The 19,616-nt window shown below is 57.7% G+C and carries 24 protein-coding genes; 13 read left to right on the top strand and 11 right to left on the bottom strand.

All coding sequences use genetic code 11. The features are described 5' to 3' along the window. Positions 1-17 precede the first annotated feature (17 nt). Entirely contained in the window at positions 18-911 is an 894-nt protein-coding gene (locus TU84_RS07300; protein ID WP_048368370.1) for a ZIP family metal transporter, read from the top strand. A 110-nt stretch (positions 912-1,021) separates the two neighbouring features. Here TU84_RS07300 and TU84_RS07295 read toward each other — a convergent pair whose 3' ends face one another. The 10 genes from TU84_RS07295 to TU84_RS07250 all read right to left on the bottom strand — a co-directional run bounded on the left by TU84_RS07295 (position 1,022) and on the right by TU84_RS07250 (position 8,090). Further along, positions 1,022-1,294, bottom strand: coding sequence for an HPr family phosphocarrier protein (locus TU84_RS07295; protein ID WP_048368368.1), 273 nt, complete (start codon positions 1,292-1,294; stop codon positions 1,022-1,024). 16 nt (positions 1,295-1,310) lie between these two features. After that, complete coding sequence (rapZ, locus tag TU84_RS07290; RefSeq protein ID WP_048368367.1) at positions 1,311-2,168, bottom strand: RNase adapter RapZ; 858 nt, start codon at positions 2,166-2,168, stop codon at positions 1,311-1,313. A gap of 2 nt (positions 2,169-2,170) precedes the next feature. Beyond that, a complete protein-coding gene (ptsN, locus tag TU84_RS07285; protein ID WP_048368365.1) occupies positions 2,171-2,635 on the bottom strand; it encodes a PTS IIA-like nitrogen regulatory protein PtsN in 465 nt (154 codons plus the stop codon). 12 nt (positions 2,636-2,647) lie between these two features. After that, complete coding sequence (hpf, locus tag TU84_RS07280) at positions 2,648-2,956, bottom strand: ribosome hibernation-promoting factor, HPF/YfiA family (RefSeq protein ID WP_048368364.1); 309 nt, start codon at positions 2,954-2,956, stop codon at positions 2,648-2,650. Positions 2,957-3,031: 75 nt separating this feature from the next. Beyond that, entirely contained in the window at positions 3,032-4,528 is a 1,497-nt protein-coding gene (locus TU84_RS07275) for an RNA polymerase factor sigma-54 (protein ID WP_048368362.1), read from the bottom strand. A 225-nt stretch (positions 4,529-4,753) separates the two neighbouring features. Beyond that, positions 4,754-5,479, bottom strand: a complete 726-nt coding sequence (gene lptB / locus TU84_RS07270; protein WP_048368360.1) for an LPS export ABC transporter ATP-binding protein — start codon at positions 5,477-5,479, stop codon at positions 4,754-4,756. Next, the gene (lptA, locus tag TU84_RS07265; protein ID WP_048368358.1) at positions 5,479-6,024 is read right to left on the bottom strand and encodes a lipopolysaccharide transport periplasmic protein LptA; all 546 of its coding nucleotides are present in this window, start codon (positions 6,022-6,024) and stop codon (positions 5,479-5,481) included. The genes lptB and lptA overlap by 1 nt, the downstream gene beginning before the upstream one ends. Continuing rightward, a complete protein-coding gene (lptC, locus tag TU84_RS07260; RefSeq protein WP_048368356.1) occupies positions 6,011-6,583 on the bottom strand; it encodes an LPS export ABC transporter periplasmic protein LptC in 573 nt (190 codons plus the stop codon). The genes lptA and lptC overlap by 14 nt, the downstream gene beginning before the upstream one ends. An 8-nt stretch (positions 6,584-6,591) precedes the next feature. Next, positions 6,592-7,116, bottom strand: a complete 525-nt coding sequence (locus TU84_RS07255) for a KdsC family phosphatase (RefSeq protein ID WP_048368353.1) — start codon at positions 7,114-7,116, stop codon at positions 6,592-6,594. After that, positions 7,116-8,090 (bottom strand): KpsF/GutQ family sugar-phosphate isomerase, encoded by a 975-nt coding sequence (locus tag TU84_RS07250; RefSeq protein ID WP_048368351.1) that lies wholly within the window; start codon positions 8,088-8,090, stop codon positions 7,116-7,118. Before TU84_RS07250 ends, TU84_RS07255 begins: the two co-directional genes overlap by 1 nt. 292 nt (positions 8,091-8,382) lie before the next feature. Between TU84_RS07250 and TU84_RS07245 the strand changes: the two genes are divergently transcribed. The 10 genes from TU84_RS07245 (at position 8,383) to hisC (ending at position 16,427) form a co-directional block, all read left to right on the top strand. Next, positions 8,383-9,192: an ATP-binding cassette domain-containing protein gene (locus TU84_RS07245; protein WP_048368349.1), complete on the top strand. Its 810-nt coding sequence runs from the start codon at positions 8,383-8,385 to the stop codon at positions 9,190-9,192. Then, entirely contained in the window at positions 9,192-9,989 is a 798-nt protein-coding gene (gene mlaE, locus TU84_RS07240; protein ID WP_048368347.1) for a lipid asymmetry maintenance ABC transporter permease subunit MlaE, read from the top strand. Before TU84_RS07245 ends, mlaE begins: the two co-directional genes overlap by 1 nt. Further along, entirely contained in the window at positions 9,989-10,456 is a 468-nt protein-coding gene (mlaD, locus tag TU84_RS07235; RefSeq protein WP_048368345.1) for an outer membrane lipid asymmetry maintenance protein MlaD, read from the top strand. Before mlaE ends, mlaD begins: the two co-directional genes overlap by 1 nt. A gap of 11 nt (positions 10,457-10,467) precedes the next feature. Continuing rightward, positions 10,468-11,121, top strand: coding sequence for an MlaC/ttg2D family ABC transporter substrate-binding protein (locus TU84_RS07230; protein ID WP_048368343.1), 654 nt, complete (start codon positions 10,468-10,470; stop codon positions 11,119-11,121). Next, the gene (locus tag TU84_RS07225) at positions 11,118-11,423 is read left to right on the top strand and encodes an STAS domain-containing protein (RefSeq protein WP_048368342.1); all 306 of its coding nucleotides are present in this window, start codon (positions 11,118-11,120) and stop codon (positions 11,421-11,423) included. The genes TU84_RS07230 and TU84_RS07225 overlap by 4 nt, the downstream gene beginning before the upstream one ends. Positions 11,424-11,537: 114 nt before the next feature. Further along, positions 11,538-11,777, top strand: coding sequence for a BolA family protein (locus tag TU84_RS07220; RefSeq protein ID WP_048368340.1), 240 nt, complete (start codon positions 11,538-11,540; stop codon positions 11,775-11,777). A 23-nt stretch (positions 11,778-11,800) separates the two neighbouring features. Then, positions 11,801-13,066, top strand: a complete 1,266-nt coding sequence (gene murA, locus TU84_RS07215; RefSeq protein ID WP_048368338.1) for a UDP-N-acetylglucosamine 1-carboxyvinyltransferase — start codon at positions 11,801-11,803, stop codon at positions 13,064-13,066. Positions 13,067-13,245: 179 nt separating this feature from the next. Next, on the top strand, positions 13,246-13,881 hold the full coding sequence (hisG, locus tag TU84_RS07210; protein ID WP_048368336.1) for an ATP phosphoribosyltransferase: 636 nt from the start codon (positions 13,246-13,248) through the stop codon (positions 13,879-13,881). Between the two features lie 162 nt (positions 13,882-14,043). Next, on the top strand, positions 14,044-15,372 hold the full coding sequence (hisD, locus tag TU84_RS07205; RefSeq protein WP_048368335.1) for a histidinol dehydrogenase: 1,329 nt from the start codon (positions 14,044-14,046) through the stop codon (positions 15,370-15,372). Positions 15,373-15,374: 2 nt separating this feature from the next. Next, a complete protein-coding gene (hisC, locus tag TU84_RS07200) occupies positions 15,375-16,427 on the top strand; it encodes a histidinol-phosphate transaminase (protein ID WP_048368333.1) in 1,053 nt (350 codons plus the stop codon). 90 nt (positions 16,428-16,517) lie between these two features. Here the strand turns inward: hisC and algW are convergent, their stop codons facing one another. Beyond that, the gene (gene algW, locus TU84_RS07195) at positions 16,518-17,675 is read right to left on the bottom strand and encodes a Do family serine endopeptidase AlgW (RefSeq protein WP_048368331.1); all 1,158 of its coding nucleotides are present in this window, start codon (positions 17,673-17,675) and stop codon (positions 16,518-16,520) included. Positions 17,676-17,777: 102 nt separating this feature from the next. Here algW and TU84_RS07190 point away from each other — a divergent pair, with 102 nt between their 5' ends. Together TU84_RS07190 and cysD are read left to right on the top strand one after the other, a co-directional pair. Further along, positions 17,778-18,536: a Nif3-like dinuclear metal center hexameric protein gene (locus TU84_RS07190; protein WP_048368329.1), complete on the top strand. Its 759-nt coding sequence runs from the start codon at positions 17,778-17,780 to the stop codon at positions 18,534-18,536. A gap of 157 nt (positions 18,537-18,693) precedes the next feature. Continuing rightward, the gene (gene cysD / locus TU84_RS07185) at positions 18,694-19,611 is read left to right on the top strand and encodes a sulfate adenylyltransferase subunit CysD (protein ID WP_048368327.1); all 918 of its coding nucleotides are present in this window, start codon (positions 18,694-18,696) and stop codon (positions 19,609-19,611) included. Positions 19,612-19,616 lie beyond the last annotated feature (5 nt).

Genomic DNA, 19,616 nt, shown 5'->3' with positions numbered 1-19,616 from the left:
AAGGATTCAGGCAGATTATGGGCACGCAAATATTAGCGGTGGGTGGCGTGCGGATGTTCCGCTATGCGCTGGGCACGCTCTTGCTGTTGGCGGGCACGGCCTTGCTGGTGGCCAAGGGGTTGGTCTGGCTGGATCTTGAACCCAGGTTGTTGCGGGCTCTGCAAGGCGGTGCGCTGTGTGCGCTGGGCACCGCTTTGGGCGCCGTGCCGGTATTGGTTATCCGCAAAATGCCGGTTGCGGTAAGCGACACCTTGCTGGGTTTTGGGGCGGGGGTCATGTTGGCGGCCACGGCATTCTCGTTGATTGTGCCGGGCATTGCGGCGGCGCAAAATCTTGGGCTGTCGTCATGGGGCGCTAGCGGCCTGGTCAGTGCGGGTATTTTGCTGGGGGCATTCTTTCTGTTTCTGGTCGACCTCAAGGTCTCCGGGGCTGCCCCTGAAATGATCATCAGCAAGCCCGGCGAGCCCGTGATTGCGCCGCGCATCTGGCTGTTCGTGATTGCCATCATTGCGCACAACATCCCGGAAGGGATGGCGGTCGGGGTGTCAGCGGGCGGCGGCATGCCAGATGCTGACAGCCTGGCGATGGGCATTGCCTTGCAGGACGTCCCGGAGGGCCTGGTGATCGCGCTGGTACTGGCGGGTGCAGGCATGTCGCGGGTCAAGGCGTTCTTGATCGGTGCGGCCTCCGGCCTGGTTGAGCCGGTATTTGCGCTGCTGTGTGCCTGGCTAGTGAACCTGGCCGAAGTGTTATTGCCATTTGGACTGGCGTTGGCGGCGGGTGCGATGTTGTTGGTGGTCACTCAAGAAGTGATCCCCGAATCGCGGCGCAACGGTCACGAAAAGCTCGCAAGCCTGGGCTTGTGCATCGGCTTTTGCCTGATGATGGTGATGGACACCGCACTGGGCTAACGCCCTGTATTGATCCCCAACAAACCCGTAGGAGCGAGCTTGCCTCGCGATCTTTTGATCTTAAAAGATCGCGAGGCAAGCTCGCTCCTACAGTTACACCGGGCTGTTCTTCACTCACCCTCATCGAAGTAGTTGTTGATGAGCTTGACCAGTGCGTCGAGCGCTTCCTGTTCCTGCTCGCCTTCGGTCTTCAAATGGATCTTGGTGCCTTTGCCGGCAGCGAGCATCATCATGGCCATGATGCTCTTGCCGTCGACCATGGATTCAGGGGTACGACCCGCTCTTACCTGACACGGAAACTTCCCGGCGACGCCGACGAATTTTGCTGATGCTCGAGCGTGCAAGCCCAGTTTGTTGATGATTTCGATTTCCAGAGCAGGCATCGCGGGGTGGGTCCTTTCAAGTCAGGTCGCGGTGGCGAACCTGGACGTTCTTAAGAGTTTCTTGCAGGCATTTGCCAAGCCGTTCGGTCAGATACACCGATCGGTGATGGCCGCCTGTGCAGCCGATAGCAATGGTCACATAAGCACGATTGCTGGCGGCAAAGCGGGGTAGCCATTTAAGCAGGTAGCTGGAGATGTCCTGAAACATCTCTTCAACATCCGGCTGTGCAGCGAGGTAATCCGCCACGGGTTGATCCAGGCCTGATTGCTCGCGCAGTTCCGGTTTCCAGTACGGGTTGGGCAGGCAGCGCACGTCAAACACCAAGTCAGCGTCTACCGGCATGCCGCGCTTGAAGCCAAACGATTCAATCAGGAACGCTGTGCCCGGTTCGGGCTTGTTCAGCAGGCGCAACTTGATCGTATCGCGCAACTGATACAGGTTCAGATTGGTGGTGTTGACGGTCAGGTCGGCGAGGTCGGCAATCGGCCCGAGCAAGTGGGTTTCATCGCGAATGGCCTCTGCCAGCGAGCGGCTCTCACTGCTCAGCGGGTGCCGACGACGGGTTTCAGAGAAGCGCTTGAGCAGGGTTTCTTCATCGGCATCCAGATACAGGACATCGCACTGGATATGCCGGTTGCGCACTTCCTCAAGCAATTGCGGAAAGCGCGACAGGTGGCTCGGCAGGTTACGCGCATCAATGGAGACGGCGACCAGCGGTTGCGGTAATTCTGTGTGGATCAGTGCGCGTTCCGCCAGCTCAGGCAGCAAGCCGGCCGGCAGGTTGTCGATGCAATAAAAACCGTTGTCTTCGAGGACCGCGAGGGCTGTACTTTTTCCGGAGCCGGAGCGTCCGCTGACAATGACTAAGCGCATGATTAATGACCGTTCTGTACGTCCAGAACAACCTGATACAACGCTTCGTTGCTGGGTGCGTTGCGCAATCTGTCACGCACGTCTTTGCGGTCGAGCATGCTGGCGATCTGCCGGAGCAGTTCCAGGTGCGCATCGGTAGCCGCTTGTGGCACCAGCAAAACGAACAAAAGGTCGACCGGTGCGCCATCGATGGCGTCGAAATCTATGGGGGCGTCCAGGTGCAGCAAGGCGCTGATGGGCGACTCGCAGCCAGCCAGACGGCAATGAGGTATTGCGATGCCGTTACCAAAACCGGTGGAACCCAGTTTTTCACGGGCGATCAGCGCCTCAAACACTTTTTGCGCGTCCAGATCAGGTACTTCCCGGCTGATCAGGTTGGCAACTTGTTCGAGTGCGCGCTTTTTACTGCCGCCCGGCGCGTTCACCAAGGAACGGCCGGGGGTCAGGATATTTTCAAGTCGAATCATGGTGATGGAGTATTAGCGACCCGTTGCGCCCTGGAGCTGCCTTTGGGTCTTTTCCTTATGCTTTATCAGTTGGCGATCAAGCTTCTCGTAGAGGCTGTCGATAGCGGCGTACATGTCTTCATTGACCGCATTGGCGACAACTTCTCCACCGGGAATATTGAGAGTGGCTTCGATTTTATGTTGATGCTTTTCAACAGAGAGGATCACCTGCACGTTGGTGATTTTGTCGTAGTGCTGTTCCAGGCGTTTGAGTTTGTCATCGATCGATTCGCGCAGCGCTGGGGTGACGTCCAGATGTTGTCCACTGATGTTGACTTGCATACAGTTTCTCCTTCTGTTGCCATTGCATAAAGTGACAGGCCGAAGCGCCTGCCACTGAAACGCTGTGACCCGTACTTACATCAAACGCTTGCGTTCGCTCGAAGGCGCAATCCCAAGGGATTCGCGGTACTTGGCGACGGTCCGACGGGCCACCTGAATACCTTGTGCCTCCAGTAAACCAGCGATCTTGCTGTCACTCAACGGCTTTTTCTGATTTTCAGCGGCGACCAGTTTTTTGATGATCGCGCGGATCGCGGTGGACGAGCATTCACCGCCTTCCGAGGTGCTGACGTGGCTGGAAAAAAAGTACTTCAATTCATAAATACCGCGCGGGGTATGCATGAATTTTTGTGTGGTGACGCGCGAAATCGTTGATTCGTGCATGCCGACCGCTTCTGCGATGTCATGCAGTACCAGCGGCTTCATGGCCTCATCGCCATATTCCAGAAAGCCACGCTGATGCTCGACGATTTGGGTCGCTACTTTCATCAGCGTTTCATTGCGGCTCTGCAGGCTTTTGATAAACCAGCGGGCTTCTTGCAACTGGTTGCGCATGAAGGTGTTGTCGGCGCTGGTATCGGCACGGCGTACGAAGCCTGCGTATTGCGGGTTGACCCGCAGGCGTGGCACCGATTCTTGGTTCAGCTCGACGAGCCAGCGGTCGTTGTCCTTGCGAACGATGACGTCAGGAACCACGTATTCCGCTTCGCTGGACTCGATTTGCGAACCTGGACGCGGGTTGAGGCTTTGCACCAGTTCAATGACCTGGCGCAGCTCGTCTTCTTTGAGCTTCATGCGCCGCATCAGCTGGCTGTAGTCACGCGCGCCGAGCAAGTCGATGTAGTCGGTGACCAGGCGCTTGGCTTCGTTGATCCAGGGCGTCTTGGCGGGCAACTGGCGCAGTTGCAGCAGCAAGCACTCGCCCAGGTTGCGGGCGCCAATGCCGGCTGGCTCAAATTGTTGGATGCGGTGCAGGACGGCTTCGATCTCGTCGAGTTCGATATCGAGTTCTGGATCAAAGGCTTCCAGAATCTCTTCGAGTGTTTCGTCGAGGTAACCCTGGTTGTTGATGCAGTCGATGAGTGTCACGGCGATCAGGCGATCGGTGTCCGACATCGGTGCCAGGTTCAATTGCCACAACAGATGGCTTTGCAAGCTCTCACCGGCCGAGGTGCGCGTGGTGAAGTCCCACTCGTCATCATCGCTGCTGGGCAGGCTGCTGGCGCTGGTCTGGTAGATGTCTTCCCAGGCCGTGTCGACCGGCAGTTCGTTGGGGATGCGCTCGCTCCAGTCGCCGTCTTCCAGGTTGTCCACGGTAGGGGCGGACTCTTGCTGGTAGGAAGGCTCCTGAATATCGCTGCTGGGTTTTTGCTCGATGTTGTCGGCCAGAGGGTCCGAGTTGTCGAAGTCGTCGCCTTCTTCCTGGCGTTCGAGCATCGGGTTGGATTCCAGGGCCTCCTGGATTTCCTGTTGAAGGTCCAGGGTCGACAGTTGGAGCAAACGGATGGCCTGTTGCAGCTGAGGCGTCATCGTCAGCTGCTGGCCCATTCTCAAGACTAGCGATGGTTTCATGGCAGGGGCTTAACACCTTATTCGCCGGCGCGCATGGCGCCATCCACTACAGGGCGCGTGAGCGCCAAACTTAAGCAAATTATATGCCTGAAAGCGGGGCGTTTGCCTAGGGGGCATTTTTAATAAGTTTGTGCTAGGGGGGGGGATCTGCGGGAGGGCGCCACTTGAAGGATTTGGCAGCATGGGCGGTTGCCTGATGCTTCAAATGGCGCTCAGGGTGCAGCTTTAGAGGCGGAACTCGTGACCCAGATACACTTCTCGCACCAACTTGTTGGCGAGAATTGTTTCAGCATCGCCTTCGGCGATCAATTGACCGTCGTTGACGATGTAGGCTGTTTCGCAAATGTCGAGCGTTTCACGGACGTTGTGGTCGGTGATCAGCACGCCAATGCCTTTGGCCTTAAGGTGGTGAATGATTTGCTTGATATCGCCCACCGAGATGGGGTCAACGCCTGCAAAAGGTTCATCGAGCAGGATGAACTTGGGATTGGTCGCCAGGGCGCGGGCGATTTCTACACGGCGACGCTCACCGCCGGACAAACTCATGCCGAGGTTGTCACGGATGTGATTGATATGGAACTCCTGCAGCAGGCTTTCCAGTTCTTTACGGCGACCAGCCTTGTCGAGCTCTTTGCGTGTCTCAAGAATCGCCATGATGTTGTCGGCGACCGACAGCTTGCGGAAAATCGACGCTTCTTGCGGCAAGTAGCCGATACCGGCGCGTGCGCGACCGTGCATGGGCTGGTGGCTGACGTCCAGGTCGTCAATCAGCACGCGGCCCTGATCGGCTTGTACCAGGCCGACGATCATGTAGAAACAGGTGGTTTTGCCCGCGCCGTTAGGCCCGAGCAAGCCGACGATCTGCCCGCTGTCGATCGACAGGCTGACATCGCGTACCACTTGGCGACTCTTGTAGCTTTTAGCCAGATGCTGGGCTTTCAGGGTTGCCATTACTGGGCCTTCTGCTGGTCGGTTTTACTCTTTGGCTGGATCACCATGTCAATGCGCGGACGAGGCGCAGTGACGTTCGTGCCATTGGCCCGGCCAGCATTGGCGACTTGCTTCACGGTGTCGTAGACGATCTTCTCGCCTTCGGTCGTGTTGCCTTCGTTGATGACTTTAGCCTTGTCGATCAGCACGATGCGGTTTTGCGGCGCGTGATATTGAATCGTCACGGCGTACGCCTGAACCGGTTTCGGATCACCGACTTTTTGCAGTTGTTCGAAATACGCCAGGTTGCCGACCGAGGTCACCACGTCAATATCGCCCGCTGCGGTGCGGGTAAGGGTGACGGTGTTACCGGTAATTTTCATGGACCCTTGGGTGATGATCACATCGCCCTTGTAAGTCGCAACGCCTTGCTTGTCATCCAGTTGGGCTTCGTCGGCCTGGATACGGATAGGCTGCTTGTTGTCATCCGGCAGAGCCCAGGCGCTCGCGCTTCCCAGTGCTGCGCTCAGGCTGAGCAATAAAGGGAGGGTTTTAACGAGACTCATACTGTCCTCTTACGTTGGACAGCAGGTCCATCCTGCCGTCTTTCAAATATGCTTTCATTCCCTTACCAGTCGTCACACCACCGGCGCCGTCGATTCTAACGTCTCGGTCGGTCTGCGCATATTCCTTCTGTGGGAATACAGTCATGCGGGTCGTGGTAATAATCGTAGTGCGGTTTTTCTCGTCGGTGCGTGCAACGCGTACAGAATCGATGAGTTCGACCTGGGTACCGTCCGGGTTAACTTCGCCGCGCTCGCTCTGAACGTGCCACGGGAAGGGCGTGCCGCGGAAAATTTGCATGTCTGGCTTGGTCATTAATGTGACTTCAGAAGCCTGCAAATGTTCGACCTTGTCTGATGTCAGCTCATATTGCAGTTTGCCGTCGGGCAAGAACTGCAGGCTGTGAGCATTGATTGCGTAATAGTCGATAGCGGTGTCATCGACAGGCGCAACAGGCTTGTCGAGAAAACGCTCCGGGCTGATATTCCAGTAGCCAACGGCCGCAAACAGCGCGGCAATGACTGCGAATAACAGAATGTTGCGAATCTTTTTACTCTGCATAAAACGCTCTATAAGTAGGCGGCGAGGGCTGCATCAAGGCGCCCTTGAGCGCGCAAGATCAGTTCGCAAAATTCGCGGGCGGCACCTTCGCCACCGCGTGCCTGGGTAGTGCCGTGGGCGTGCTCGCGAACAAAACCGGCAGCGTTGGCCACCGCCATGCCCAGGCCGACCCGGCGTATGACGGGCAGGTCGGGCAGGTCGTCGCCCAAATAGGCAACCTGTTCATAGCTTAGGTCGAGTTGGCCGAGAAGCTCGTCCAATACCACCAATTTATCTTCACGCCCTTGATAGAGGTGCGGGATGCCCAGGTTTTGTGCGCGCCGTTCAACGACCGGGGTCTTGCGACCACTGATGATTGCGGTCTGCACACCGCCGGCCATCAACATCTTGATGCCTTGGCCGTCCAGGGTATTGAAGGTCTTGAATTCGCTGCCGTCTTCGAGGAAGTACAGGCGACCGTCGGTCAGTACGCCATCGACGTCAAAGACAGCAAGTTTGATGTGTTTGCCACGCTCAAGCAGATCGCTGGTCATTACATTACTCCTGCGCGCAGCAAGTCGTGCATGTTCAAGGCGCCCACCGGGCGGTCATCCTTGTCGACCACCACCAGCGCGCTGATCTTGTGGTCTTCCATGATTTTCAGAGCTTCGGCGGCCAGCATGTCGGCCTTGGCCGTTTTGCCGTGCGGCGTCATGACCGAGTCGATGGTTGCATTGCGAATGTCGATTTCGCGGTCCAGGGTGCGGCGTAAGTCGCCGTCAGTGAAGATCCCGGCCAGTCGCCCGTCTTCTTCAACGATAACGGTCATGCCAAGGCCTTTGCGGGTCATTTCCATCAAGGCGTCTTTAAGCAGGGTGCCACGGACCACGTTTGGCAGTTCATCGCCGGAGTGCATCACGTTGTCGACTTTCAGCAGCAAGCGGCGGCCCAGGGCACCACCGGGGTGCGAGAAGGCGAAGTCTTCTGCGGTAAAGCCGCGGGCTTCGAGCAACGCCACGGCCAGGGCGTCGCCCATGACCAGGGCTGCGGTGGTCGAGGAGGTCGGCGCCAGGTTCAGTGGGCAGGCTTCGTGGGCAACATGAACGTTAAGGTTCACCTCGGCGGCTTTGGCCAGCGTCGAGTTCGGATTGCCGGTCACGCTGATCAGCTTGATGCCCAGGCGTTTGATCAGTGGCAGCAGGGTCACGATTTCGGCCGTTGTGCCGGAGTTCGACAAGGCCAGAATGATGTCATCGCTGGTGATCATGCCCATGTCGCCATGGCTGGCTTCTGCGGGATGAACAAAAAAAGCCGTGGTGCCGGTGCTGGCCAGGGTGGCGGCAATTTTATTGCCGACATGCCCGGATTTGCCCATGCCGACCACGACAACCCGGCCTTTACTTGCCAGAATCATCTCGCAAGCGCGTACAAAATCAGCGTCGATATGAGCCAGCAAGCCTTCGACGGCTTCCAGTTCAAGACGGATAGTACGGTGGGCAGATTGAATCAGGTCGCTGGATTGGCTCATGTTTGAAGTCGGGTAGCCTGAGAAAAGGCGACGATTATAGCGGTTATGCGCAATTCCCTCACGCTTGATCGTGATGCTTTGTTGCACCAGGTTACAAGTCAGTGTCAGGACTGCGGCTAATTTGGCATTTATTAGCTGTCTGGAACCTGTGAGGGCACTCCTTCGGTCTTGGGCGGTCTGTATCAGCAGTGCTATAGTTCGCCGCCAGTTCGGCCCGCTCAGGAGCGCGAGCTTCTTAATAAGAAGCATGGTGCCCGGGTGAGAGGCAGAAGCTGCATCGCAAGGAGTTTAGATGAGCGCCGATAACGCCTACGCGGTCGAGCTGAAGGGAGTGTCCTTCAAGCGCGGTTCGCGCAGCATCTTCAATAATGTCGATATTCGAATTCCGCGTGGCAAGGTCACGGGAATCATGGGCCCGTCCGGCTGCGGCAAGACTACCCTGTTACGTTTGATGGGCATGCAATTGCGTCCCAGCAGCGGCGAAGTGTGGGTCAATGGCCAGAATCTGCCGACCCTGTCACGCAGCGACCTGTTCGATGCGCGCAAGCACATGGGCGTGTTGTTCCAGAGTGGCGCGTTGTTCACCGACCTGGACGTGTTCGAAAACGTAGCGTTCCCGCTGCGGGTTCACACCCAGCTGCCAGAAGACATGATCCGCGACATCGTGCTGCTTAAATTGCAGGCTGTGGGGCTGCGCGGGGCCATCGATCTGATGCCCGATGAGCTGTCGGGCGGCATGAAGCGTCGAGTAGCCCTGGCGCGGGCGATTGCCATGGATCCGCAGATCCTGATGTATGACGAACCTTTTGTTGGCCAGGACCCGATTGCCATGGGGGTTCTGGTGCGGCTGATCCGTCTGCTCAACGACGCGTTGGGCATCACCAGCATCGTGGTGTCCCACGACCTGGCAGAGACGGCGAGTATTTCTGACTATCTCTATGTCGTTGGCGATGGCCAGGTGCTGGGGCAGGGCACGCCAGAAGAGCTGATGAATGCGGATAACCCGCGCATTCGTCAATTCATGAACGGCGATCCGGACGGCCCGGTCCCGTTCCATTTTCCGGCGTCGGACTACCGAACCGATCTTCTGGGGAAGCGTTAATGCCCAAAAAATCAATGATTGACCGAATCGGGTTATTCGGCAGAGCCGGGATCGACATGGTCTCGGTGCTGGGCCGTTCGACCATCTTCCTGTTCCATGCATTGCTGGGGCGTGGCGGCATTGGCGGCGGGTTTGGGCTGTTGCTCAAACAACTGCACTCTGTGGGCGTCATGTCGCTGGTCATCATCGTGGTGTCCGGTATTTTTATCGGCATGGTGCTGGCGCTGCAGGGCTTCAGTATTTTGTCCAGCTACGGTTCCGAGCAGGCGGTAGGGCAAATGGTTGCCTTGACCCTGTTGCGTGAGTTGGGGCCGGTGGTGACTGCCTTGCTGTTCGCCGGGCGTGCCGGGTCGGCGCTGACCGCCGAAATCGGCAACATGAAATCAACCGAACAGTTGTCCAGCCTGGAAATGATCGGTGTTGACCCGCTCAAATACATCATTGCGCCACGTTTGTGGGCCGGGTTCATTTCCCTGCCGGTGCTGGCGATGATTTTCAGTGTGGTCGGGATCTGGGGCGGTTCGTGGGTGGCAGTCGACTGGCTGGGTGTCTACGACGGTTCCTACTGGGCCAACATGCAGAACAGTGTGACCTTCAGTGGTGACGTGATTAACGGGATCATCAAAAGCATTGTGTTTGCTTTTGTAGTGACCTGGATTGCTGTGTTTCAAGGTTATGACTGCGAGCCCACATCAGAGGGGATCAGCCGTGCCACTACCAAAACCGTGGTGTATGCCTCTCTGGCAGTCCTCGGGTTGGACTTCATTTTGACTGCCTTGATGTTTGGAGATTTCTGATGCAAAACCGCACCATGGAAATCGGTGTCGGCCTGTTCCTGCTGGCTGGCATCCTGGCTTTACTGTTACTTGCCCTGCGAGTCAGTGGGCTGTCGCCGACTGCCAGCACGGACACCTACAAACTCTATGCCTACTTTGACAACATCGCAGGTCTCACGGTGCGCGCCAAAGTCACCATGGCAGGCGTCACCATCGGCAAGGTCACGGCAATTGATCTGGATCGTGACAACTTCACGGCACGCGTCACCCTGCAAGTGGAAAAGGATGTGAATAACCTGCCGACGGACTCGACGGCGTCTATCCTCACAGCCGGGCTGTTGGGCGAGAAGTACATCGGTATCAGCGTGGGCGGGGATGACGTTGTGCTCAAGGATGGCGGCACCATTCACGACACGCAATCGTCGCTGGTCCTCGAAGACCTGATCGGCAAGTTCCTCATGAACACCGTTAGCAAAGAAGCCAAATAAGGAGCCTTAAGATGATTTCTCTCTTGCGCCGTGGCCTGCTGGTAATGTTGGCGGCGGCTTTGCCGATGATGGCGAGTGCTGCGCCGGGTCAGTCTCCTCACGATATCGTGCAGGACACGACTACTCGACTGTTGGCAGATCTGGACGCCAACAAAGAAAAATACAAAGCCAGTCCGGCCGAGTTTTATGACGCCCTGAACAGTATTGTTGGGCCGGTGGTAGACGTTGAAGGTGTTTCCAAAAGCATCATGACCGTCAAGTATTCGCGCAATGCCACGCCTGCGCAGGTGCAGCGCTTCCAGGACAACTTCAAGCGCAGCCTGTTCCAGTTCTACGGTAATGCTTTGCTTGAGTTCAAGAACAAAGGCATCACTGTTGCCCCTGACAAGGGCAATTACGGAGCAAGTGATCGCGCCAGTATCGACATGAGTGTTAAAGGGGATAATGGCGCGATTTACCCTGTCTCCTACACACTGACTAAAATAAATGGCGAGTGGAAAGTACGTAACGTCATCATCAACGGCATCAACATCGGCAAGTTGTTCCGTGATCAGTTCGCTGATGCCATGCAGCGTAACGGCAATGATCTGGACAAGACCATTGATAACTGGGCCGGCGAAGTCGCCAAGGCCAAGGAAAAAACCGACGAGAAGCTGAGCCAATGAGTGACGCCGCCATTATCCTGGCTGGCGAAAGCGAGCTGCGCCTGAGTGGCGTGCTCGACTATCAGACCGGCCCGCGCTTGCGCAAGGAAGGCCAGGCCCTGATCAAAAAGGCCTTGGCCAAAGCCCTGGTGGTGGATTGCTCAGCGGTCACCAAATCCAGCAGCGTGGGCTTGTCCCTGCTGCTGTGCTATCTCCGTGACGCACAAGCCCTGAACAAGCCAATGACCATTACCGGTTTGCCCGAAGACATGCGTGAAATCGCCAAAGTTTCGGGTCTGACCGAGTTGCTGGCACATCATTAATAGCCACTTATAAGAAAGCCCCCCGTCAGAGTCCTGTTATACGGGGTTCGCAGGCGCGGGGCTTTTTTGTATGATGGCCGACCCGCGCGCGTTAGGCGCCGATTGAGGTTGAGCATGCAGGCCGTAGAAGTTAAGAGCTTTCTTGAAGAGAAGCTGCCTGAAATTCAGGTAGAAGTTGAGGGCGAAGGCTGCAACTTTCAGCTGAACGTGATTAGTGACGAGCTGGCGGCCTTGAGCCCGGTCAAACGTCAACAAAGCATCTATACCCATTTGAACCCGTGGATTGCTGATGGCAGCATCCATGCGGTGACTATGAAATTCTTCAGCCGCGCGGCCTGGGCCGAGCGCACCTGAGCCCCCTTGGCGTCGAGATTGTTATGGATAAATTGATTATTACCGGCGGTGCCCGTCTTGATGGCGAAATCCGTATTTCCGGTGCGAAGAACTCTGCTTTGCCGATTCTGGCAGCGACCTTGCTGTGCAATGGCCCGGTCACGGTCGGCAACTTGCCGCATTTGCATGACATCACCACCATGATCGAGCTGTTCGGTCGCATGGGCATTGAGCCGGTGATCGACGAGAAGCTCAGCGTCGAAATCAACCCGAACACCATCAAGACCCTGGTCGCACCGTACGAGTTGGTGAAAACCATGCGTGCGTCGATCCTGGTGCTGGGCCCGATGGTTGCACGCTTCGGTGAAGCAGAAGTTGCGCTGCCTGGCGGTTGCGCCATCGGCTCGCGTCCAGTTGACCTGCACATCCGTGGCCTCGAAGCCATGGGCGCAGTGATTGACGTCGAAGGTGGCTACATCAAGGCCAAGGCGCCAGAAGGCGGCTTGCGTGGTGCCAACTTCTTCTTTGATACCGTCAGCGTAACCGGCACAGAAAACATCATGATGGCCGCTGCTCTGGCCAATGGCCGCAGCGTATTGCAGAACTCTGCGCGCGAGCCTGAAGTGGTTGACCTGGCCAACTTCCTGAACGCCATGGGCGCGAAGGTAAGCGGTGCTGGCACTGACACCATCACCATTGATGGCGTTAAAGAGCTGCACCCGGCAACTTACCGCGTGATGCCGGACCGTATCGAAACCGGTACTTACCTGGTGGCTGCCGCCGTGACTGGCGGTCGCGTGAAGGTCAAAGACACCGATCCGACCATCCTCGAAGCCGTCCTTGAGAAACTCAAGGAAGCGGGCGCCGAGATCACCACCGGCGAAGACTGGATCGAGCTGAACATGCACGGCAAACGCCCGAAGGCGGTCAACGTGCGTACGGCTCCGTACCCGGCGTTCCCGACGGACATGCAAGCGCAGTTCATCTCGCTCAACGCCATTGCCGAAGGTACTGGCGCAGTGATCGAGACCATCTTCGAAAACCGCTTCATGCACGTTTACGAACTGCACCGCATGGGCGCCAAGATCCAGGTAGAAGGCAACACTGCCATCGTCACCGGCACTGAAACGCTCAAAGGCGCGCCCGTCATGGCCACCGACCTGCGTGCTTCGGCCAGCCTGGTTATTTCGGCACTGGTTGCTGAGGGCGACACCCTGATCGACCGCATCTACCACATAGACCGTGGCTACGAGTGCATCGAAGAAAAACTGCAAATGCTGGGTGCCAAAATCCGCCGCGTTCCGGGCTAGTTTTGGGGTTTGGCATCATGGGCACAGGGATCGTGTCCAGCCGCCAGGTGACGTAAGCGCTCGCACGCGTTACCTTACCTGGCCTTGAATCGTTCAAGTCGAGCCTGATATCAGGCTCGATGCATGTCCGGCGCCGATTGCGCCGGGCATAAGTACCCTGATAAGGACTTACGTTTCCCATGTTGACCATTGCACTGTCCAAGGGCCGTATCCTTGACGACACCCTGCCGCTTCTGGCTGAAGCAGGCATTGTGCCGACAGAGAATCCGGACAAAAGCCGCAAGCTGATCATCCCGACCTCCCAGCCGGACGTCCGTCTGCTTATCGTCCGTGCCACCGATGTGCCGACGTATGTCGAGCATGGTGCAGCCGACCTCGGTGTCGCCGGTAAAGACGTGCTGATGGAATACGGCGGCCAGGGCCTTTATGAGCCGCTGGACCTTCAGATTGCCCAATGCAAGCTGATGACTGCCGGTGCTGTCGGCGCCGTCGAACCTAAAGGCCGCCTGCGCGTTGCCACCAAATTCGTCAATATCGCCAAGCGTTACTACGCCGAGCAGGGCCGTCAGGTCGACATCATCAAGCTCTACGGCTCGATGGAACTGGCTCCGCTGATTGGTCTGGCCGACAAAATCATCGACGTCGTCGATACCGGCAATACCTTGCGTGCCAACGGCCTTGAGCCACAAGATTTCATCGCTGCCATCAGCTCCCGTCTGGTGGTTAACAAAGCGTCGATGAAAATGCAGCACGCCCGCATTCAAGCCCTGATCGATACCCTGCGCAAAGCAGTCGAGTCTCGACACCGCGGCTGACACACCTGCGCGACCCTGGATCCAGCATCTTTACGTCGCGCCCATCCATCCGTGTAATAGCCAGAAATTTCAGGTACCCACGCGGATGGCTTGGTAGTCTTGCCGTGCCTGATACTTGCACCCCTTAATTCCAAGCAAACGCCCATTACCGAGGCCCTCGCTATGACCGCTCCCACTGCAATTCGCCGACTCAACGCTGCTGACCCGGACTTCGCGCAGCATCTGGATCATCTGCTGAGCTGGGAAAGTGTGTCTGACGACTCGGTCAACCAGCGTGTGCTCGACATCATCAAAGCCGTGCGTGAGCGTGGCGATGCGGCGCTGGTTGAGTTCACCCAGCGTTTTGACGGCTTGAGCGTTAACGCCATGGCCGACCTGATCCTGCCGCGTGAGCGCCTGGAACTGGCCTTGACCCGCATCACCGCCGCGCAGCGTGAAGCACTGGAAAAAGCCGCACAGCGTGTGCGCAGCTACCACGAAAAACAAAAGCAAGACTCCTGGAGCTACACCGAAGCCGACGGCACCGTGCTGGGGCAGAAGGTCACGCCACTGGACCGCGCCGGTCTGTACGTGCCGGGCGGCAAAGCGTCGTATCCGTCTTCTGTGTTGATGAACGCGATCCCGGCCAAAGTGGCAGGCGTTGGCGAAGTGGTTATGGTCGTGCCAACGCCGCGTGGCGAAATCAACGAGCTGGTACTCGCTGCTGCCTGCATTGCCGGGGTTGACCGGGTGTTCACCATCGGTGGTGCCCAAGCCGTTGCAGCGTTGGCCTATGGCACTGAAAGCGTGCCGCAAGTCGACAAGGTGGTCGGGCCGGGCAACATCTACGTGGCCACCGCAAAGCGCCACGTGTTTGGCCAGGTGGGGATCGACATGATCGCCGGGCCTTCGGAAATCCTCGTTGTTTGCGACGGCCTGACCGACCCGGACTGGATCGCCATGGACCTGTTCTCCCAGGCCGAGCACGACGAAGACGCGCAAGCGATTCTGGTCAGCCCGGATGCCGAGTTCCTCGACAAGGTGGCCGCCAGCATCGCCAAACTGCTGCCGACCATGGAGCGTGCCGACATCATCAACACCTCGATCAATGGCCGTGGCGCGTTGATTCTGGTGAATGACATGCAGCAAGCCATGGACGTTGCCAACCGCATTGCCCCGGAACACCTGGAGCTGTCGGTGGCAGACCCGCAAGCCTGGCTGCCACAGATCCGTCACGCCGGGGCGATCTTCATGGGCCGTCACACCTCCGAAGCCCTGGGCGATTACTGCGCAGGCCCGAACCACGTATTGCCGACGTCGGGCACCGCACGATTCTCGTCGCCGCTGGGTGTGTACGACTTCCAAAAGCGTTCATCGATCATTTTTTGCTCGGAGCAGGGCGCTTCTGAACTGGGCAAAACCGCGTCGATTCTGGCCCGTGGCGAGTCGTTGACCGGCCACGCCCGCAGTGCTGAATACCGGATCATCGCCGACACCGAACAGGGGCAATAAGCATGAGCAAATTCTGGAGTTCGTTCGTTAAAGAGCTGGTGCCCTACGTACCGGGTGAGCAGCCAAAACTGACCAAGCTGGTCAAACTCAACACCAACGAGAACCCTTACGGGCCATCGCCCAAAGCGCTGGCTGCGATGCAGGCCGAAGTTAACGACAACCTGCGTCTGTACCCGGACCCCAACAGTGACCTGCTCAAGCAGGTGGTGGCCGAGTATTACGGCGTACAAACCAACCAGGTGTTTCTCGGCAACGGTTCTGATGAAGTGCTGGCGCACATCTTCAATGGCCTGTTGCAGCACGACAAACCGCTGTTGTTCCCGGACATCAGCTACAGCTTCTACCCGGTGTATTGCGGTCTGTATGGCATCGAGTTCGACGCGGTGCCGCTGGATGAGCAGTTCCAGATCCAGCCTGCGGACTATGCCAAGCCCAACGGCGGCATCATCTTCCCGAACCCCAACGCGCCCACGGGCTGCTTGCTGGCGCTGGACGCCATTGAGCAGATGCTCAAGGCCAGCCCGGATTCAGTGGTTGTGGTGGACGAAGCCTACATCGACTTTGGTGGTGAAACCGCCATCAGCCTGGTGGACCGCTACCCGAACCTGCTGGTGACGCAAACTCTGTCCAAATCGCGCTCGCTGGCCGGTTTGCGGGTGGGCCTAGCGGTGGGCCATCCTGACCTGATCGAGGCCCTGGAGCGGATTAAAAACAGCTTCAACTCCTACCCGCTGGACCGCATCGCCATCGTCGGCGCGGCGGCGGCTTTTGCCGACCGTGATTACTTCGCACAGACCTGCCAGGCGGTCATCGATAGCCGCGAGCACGTGGTCGGTCAGTTGAAGGCGTTGGGTTTTGAAGTGTTGCCGTCGGCGGCAAACTTTATTTTTGCCCGCCACCCGGAACACGATGCGGCAGCACTGGCGGCCAAATTGCGCGAGCAGGGCGTGATCGTGCGCCACTTCAAGCAACTGCGTATCGCCCAGTTCCTGCGCATTACCATTGGCACGCCTGAGCAGAACGCGGCGCTGATTGAAGGGTTGGCTGATATTTAAAGCGTCCCACGACCTGTAGGAGCGAGCTTGCCTCGCGATCATTTAAAGATCAAAAGATCGCGAGGCAAGCTCGCTCCTACAGAGGGGTGTTTACTTCTCGGTATGTGCCGGTTGTTCTTGCTGTGGCCGCAGGCCCACTTCGGCGGTGAGCTTGAGCTCTTTGCCATTGCGCAAGACCAGAATCGCCACCTTGTCTGAAGGCTTGATGCGAGCCACCTGGTTCATCGAACGACGACCATCGTTAGCCGGTTCGCCGTCAATGCTCAGGATCACATCACCCAGTTGCATACCGGCTTTTTGCGCCGGGCCATCACGGAAGATCCCCGCGACGACAATCCCCGGGCGTCCATTCATGCCAAACGACTCGGCCAGGTCCGGCGTCAGTGACTGAACCTCAATCCCCAGCCAGCCACGGATCACCTGGCCGTGCTCGATTATCGACTTCATGACTTCCATCGCCAGATTGATCGGGATCGCAAAGCCAATACCTTGCGAGCCCCCCGACTCGGAGAAGATCGCAGTGTTGATGCCGGTCAGGTTGCCGTTGGCATCCACCAGAGCGCCGCCCGAGTTGCCAGGGTTGATCGCGGCATCGGTCTGGATAAAGTCTTCGTAGTTGTTCAAGCCCAACTGGTTACGCCCGGTGGCGCTGATGATGCCCATGGTGGTGGTTTGACCCACGCCAAACGGGTTGCCAATGGCGAGCGCGATGTCACCGATGCGCAAGGCGTCAGAGCGACCAATGGTGATCGAGGGCAGGTTTTTCAGGTCAATCTTGAGCACTGCCAGGTCAGTTTCCGGGTCACTGCCGATCATGCGGGCCAGGGTTTCGCGACCGTCCTTGAGCGCCACGACAATCTGGTCAGCACCTGCCACCACGTGGTTGTTGGTCAGCAAATAGCCTTCCGGGCTCATGATCACGCCCGAACCGAGGCTCGATTCCATACGCTTTTGTTTGGGCGCGTTGTTGCCGAAAAAACGTCGGAACTGCGGGTCTTCAAACAGCGGGCTGGCGTTTTTGTTCACCACTTTGGTGGTGTACAGGTTGGCGACTGCCGGGGCGGCGCGGGTCACGGCGTCGGCATAGGTCACAGGGCCTTGCTGCACATAACTGGTGCGTGGGGCTTGTTGCAGATTAACGTCCAGCGTCGGCAGGCCAACCCACTCTGGATAGCGTTGAATAATCAGCAAAGCGATAAGCACGCCGGCCAGCAATGGCCAGCCAAAAAAACGCAAAGCCTTGAACATTGAACTTAATCCTGAAGGTTGCAGAGCCACCATGACGGCCCATAATGGCGGCCATTATACGAGTGCCTGAGCGCCTCTGAACGCTATATTTAGGAGTCTTTTATGGCTGTCGCCCTGAGCACGCTGGTAGAAGAATCAAATCGTTACCTGAACAGCGCTGCAATCAGCGATTACTGCCCCAACGGCCTGCAAGTCGAAGGCCGCCCGCAAGTAGTGCGAATTGTGAGCGGGGTCACTGCCAGCCAGGCGTTGCTGGATGCCGCTGTCGAGGCTGAGGCCGACCTGATCCTGGTGCATCACGGCTACTTCTGGAAGGGCGAAGACCCGTGCGTCACCGGTATGAAGCAGCGCCGTCTTAAAACCTTGTTCAAGCATGACATCAGCTTGCTGGCCTATCACTTGCCACTCGACCTGCATCCTGAGGTTGGCAATAACGTGCAATTGGCGCGGCAACTGGACATCACCGTTGAAGGCCCGCTGGACCCGGCCAACAACAAAGTCGTGGGCCTGGTGGGGTCATTGGCTGAACCGATGACTGCTCGCGACTTTGCCCGCCGTGTCCAGGAAGCGTTGGGGCGTGAACCGTTACTCATTGAAGGCAGCGACATGATTCGCCGCGTAGGCTGGTGCACCGGCGGCGGCCAAGGGTTTATCGACCAGGCCGTGCTGGCGGGCGTTGACCTGTACTTGAGCGGCGAAGCGTCCGAGCAAACCTTCCACAGCGCGCGGGAAAACGACATCAGCTTCATCGCTGCCGGCCACCACGCCACCGAACGTTACGGCGTACAGGCGCTGGGCGATTACCTGGCGCGACGCTTTGCCCTCGAACACCTGTTCATCGACTGCCCCAACCCGATTTAACCCATAGCCCCGGCATGTCGGAACGGCCAAACCTGGCGATCTATTCTTAGATCGTTTAGGTCTACTTGGCGCCCTCAATAGAAGTAGGCGCTGTGCTAGCATTCGACCCTCGAACACGGCCCGCAGGCCGTTAATAAGATAGCTTTCGTGAGTAGCCATGGTCGACAAACTGACGCACCTGAAACAGTTGGAGGCGGAGAGCATCCATATCATTCGCGAGGTGGCCGCCGAGTTCGATAACCCGGTGATGCTGTACTCCATTGGTAAAGATTCCGCCGTAATGCTGCACCTTGCCCGCAAGGCATTTTTCCCTGGCAAGCTGCCGTTTCCGGTGATGCATGTCGATACCCAGTGGAAATTCCAGGAGATGTACAGCTTTCGCGACAAGATGGTTGCCGAGCTGGGTCTGGACCTCATCACTCACGTAAACCCGGACGGCGTGGCGCAAGGGATCAACCCCTTCACCCACGGCAGCGCCAAGCACACCGACATCATGAAAACCGAGGGCCTCAAACAGGCGCTGGACAAACACGGTTTTGATGCTGCCTTCGGTGGTGCCCGTCGCGACGAAGAAAAGTCCCGTGCCAAAGAGCGCGTGTACTCGTTCCGTGACAGCAAACACCGCTGGGACCCAAAAAACCAGCGCCCCGAGTTGTGGAACGTCTATAACGGCAACGTCAACAAAGGCGAGTCGATTCGCGTGTTCCCGTTGTCCAACTGGACCGAACTCGACATCTGGCAATACATCTACCTTGAAGGCATCCCGATCGTGCCGCTGTACTTCGCGGCTGAGCGTGAAGTCATCGAGAAGAACGGCACACTGATCATGATCGACGACGATCGCATCCTTGAGCACCTGTCTGACGAAGACAAGGCGCGCATCGTCAAGAAAAAGGTCCGCTTCCGTACTCTGGGCTGCTACCCGCTGACTGGCGCGGTAGAGTCCGAGGCAGAAACCCTGACCGACATCATCCAGGAAATGCTCCTGACGCGAACTTCCGAGCGCCAGGGCCGAGTCATCGATCACGATGGCGCAGGCTCGATGGAAGATAAAAAACGTCAAGGTTATTTCTAAGGGGT

Source organism: Pseudomonas helleri (assembly GCF_001043025.1).
GTDB lineage: Bacteria > Pseudomonadota > Gammaproteobacteria > Pseudomonadales > Pseudomonadaceae > Aquipseudomonas > Aquipseudomonas helleri.
The sequence above is the reverse complement of the archived record's forward strand: the minus strand, read 5'-3'. Positions and strand labels throughout refer to the sequence as shown.

Coding starts and splice junctions, on each gene's coding strand:
- TU84_RS07300 (WP_048368370.1), top strand. CDS start 18: ATGGGCACGCAAATATTAGCGGTGGGTGGCGTGCGGATGTTCCGCTAT.
- TU84_RS07295 (WP_048368368.1), bottom strand. CDS start 1,294: ATGCCTGCTCTGGAAATCGAAATCATCAACAAACTGGGCTTGCACGCT.
- rapZ (WP_048368367.1), bottom strand. CDS start 2,168: ATGCGCTTAGTCATTGTCAGCGGACGCTCCGGCTCCGGAAAAAGTACA.
- ptsN (WP_048368365.1), bottom strand. CDS start 2,635: ATGATTCGACTTGAAAATATCCTGACCCCCGGCCGTTCCTTGGTGAAC.
- hpf (WP_048368364.1), bottom strand. CDS start 2,956: ATGCAAGTCAACATCAGTGGACAACATCTGGACGTCACCCCAGCGCTG.
- TU84_RS07275 (WP_048368362.1), bottom strand. CDS start 4,528: ATGAAACCATCGCTAGTCTTGAGAATGGGCCAGCAGCTGACGATGACG.
- lptB (WP_048368360.1), bottom strand. CDS start 5,479: ATGGCAACCCTGAAAGCCCAGCATCTGGCTAAAAGCTACAAGAGTCGC.
- lptA (WP_048368358.1), bottom strand. CDS start 6,024: ATGAGTCTCGTTAAAACCCTCCCTTTATTGCTCAGCCTGAGCGCAGCA.
- lptC (WP_048368356.1), bottom strand. CDS start 6,583: ATGCAGAGTAAAAAGATTCGCAACATTCTGTTATTCGCAGTCATTGCC.
- TU84_RS07255 (WP_048368353.1), bottom strand. CDS start 7,116: ATGACCAGCGATCTGCTTGAGCGTGGCAAACACATCAAACTTGCTGTC.
- TU84_RS07250 (WP_048368351.1), bottom strand. CDS start 8,090: ATGAGCCAATCCAGCGACCTGATTCAATCTGCCCACCGTACTATCCGT.
- TU84_RS07245 (WP_048368349.1), top strand. CDS start 8,383: ATGAGCGCCGATAACGCCTACGCGGTCGAGCTGAAGGGAGTGTCCTTC.
- mlaE (WP_048368347.1), top strand. CDS start 9,192: ATGCCCAAAAAATCAATGATTGACCGAATCGGGTTATTCGGCAGAGCC.
- mlaD (WP_048368345.1), top strand. CDS start 9,989: ATGCAAAACCGCACCATGGAAATCGGTGTCGGCCTGTTCCTGCTGGCT.
- TU84_RS07230 (WP_048368343.1), top strand. CDS start 10,468: ATGATTTCTCTCTTGCGCCGTGGCCTGCTGGTAATGTTGGCGGCGGCT.
- TU84_RS07225 (WP_048368342.1), top strand. CDS start 11,118: ATGAGTGACGCCGCCATTATCCTGGCTGGCGAAAGCGAGCTGCGCCTG.
- TU84_RS07220 (WP_048368340.1), top strand. CDS start 11,538: ATGCAGGCCGTAGAAGTTAAGAGCTTTCTTGAAGAGAAGCTGCCTGAA.
- murA (WP_048368338.1), top strand. CDS start 11,801: ATGGATAAATTGATTATTACCGGCGGTGCCCGTCTTGATGGCGAAATC.
- hisG (WP_048368336.1), top strand. CDS start 13,246: ATGTTGACCATTGCACTGTCCAAGGGCCGTATCCTTGACGACACCCTG.
- hisD (WP_048368335.1), top strand. CDS start 14,044: ATGACCGCTCCCACTGCAATTCGCCGACTCAACGCTGCTGACCCGGAC.
- hisC (WP_048368333.1), top strand. CDS start 15,375: ATGAGCAAATTCTGGAGTTCGTTCGTTAAAGAGCTGGTGCCCTACGTA.
- algW (WP_048368331.1), bottom strand. CDS start 17,675: ATGTTCAAGGCTTTGCGTTTTTTTGGCTGGCCATTGCTGGCCGGCGTG.
- TU84_RS07190 (WP_048368329.1), top strand. CDS start 17,778: ATGGCTGTCGCCCTGAGCACGCTGGTAGAAGAATCAAATCGTTACCTG.
- cysD (WP_048368327.1), top strand. CDS start 18,694: ATGGTCGACAAACTGACGCACCTGAAACAGTTGGAGGCGGAGAGCATC.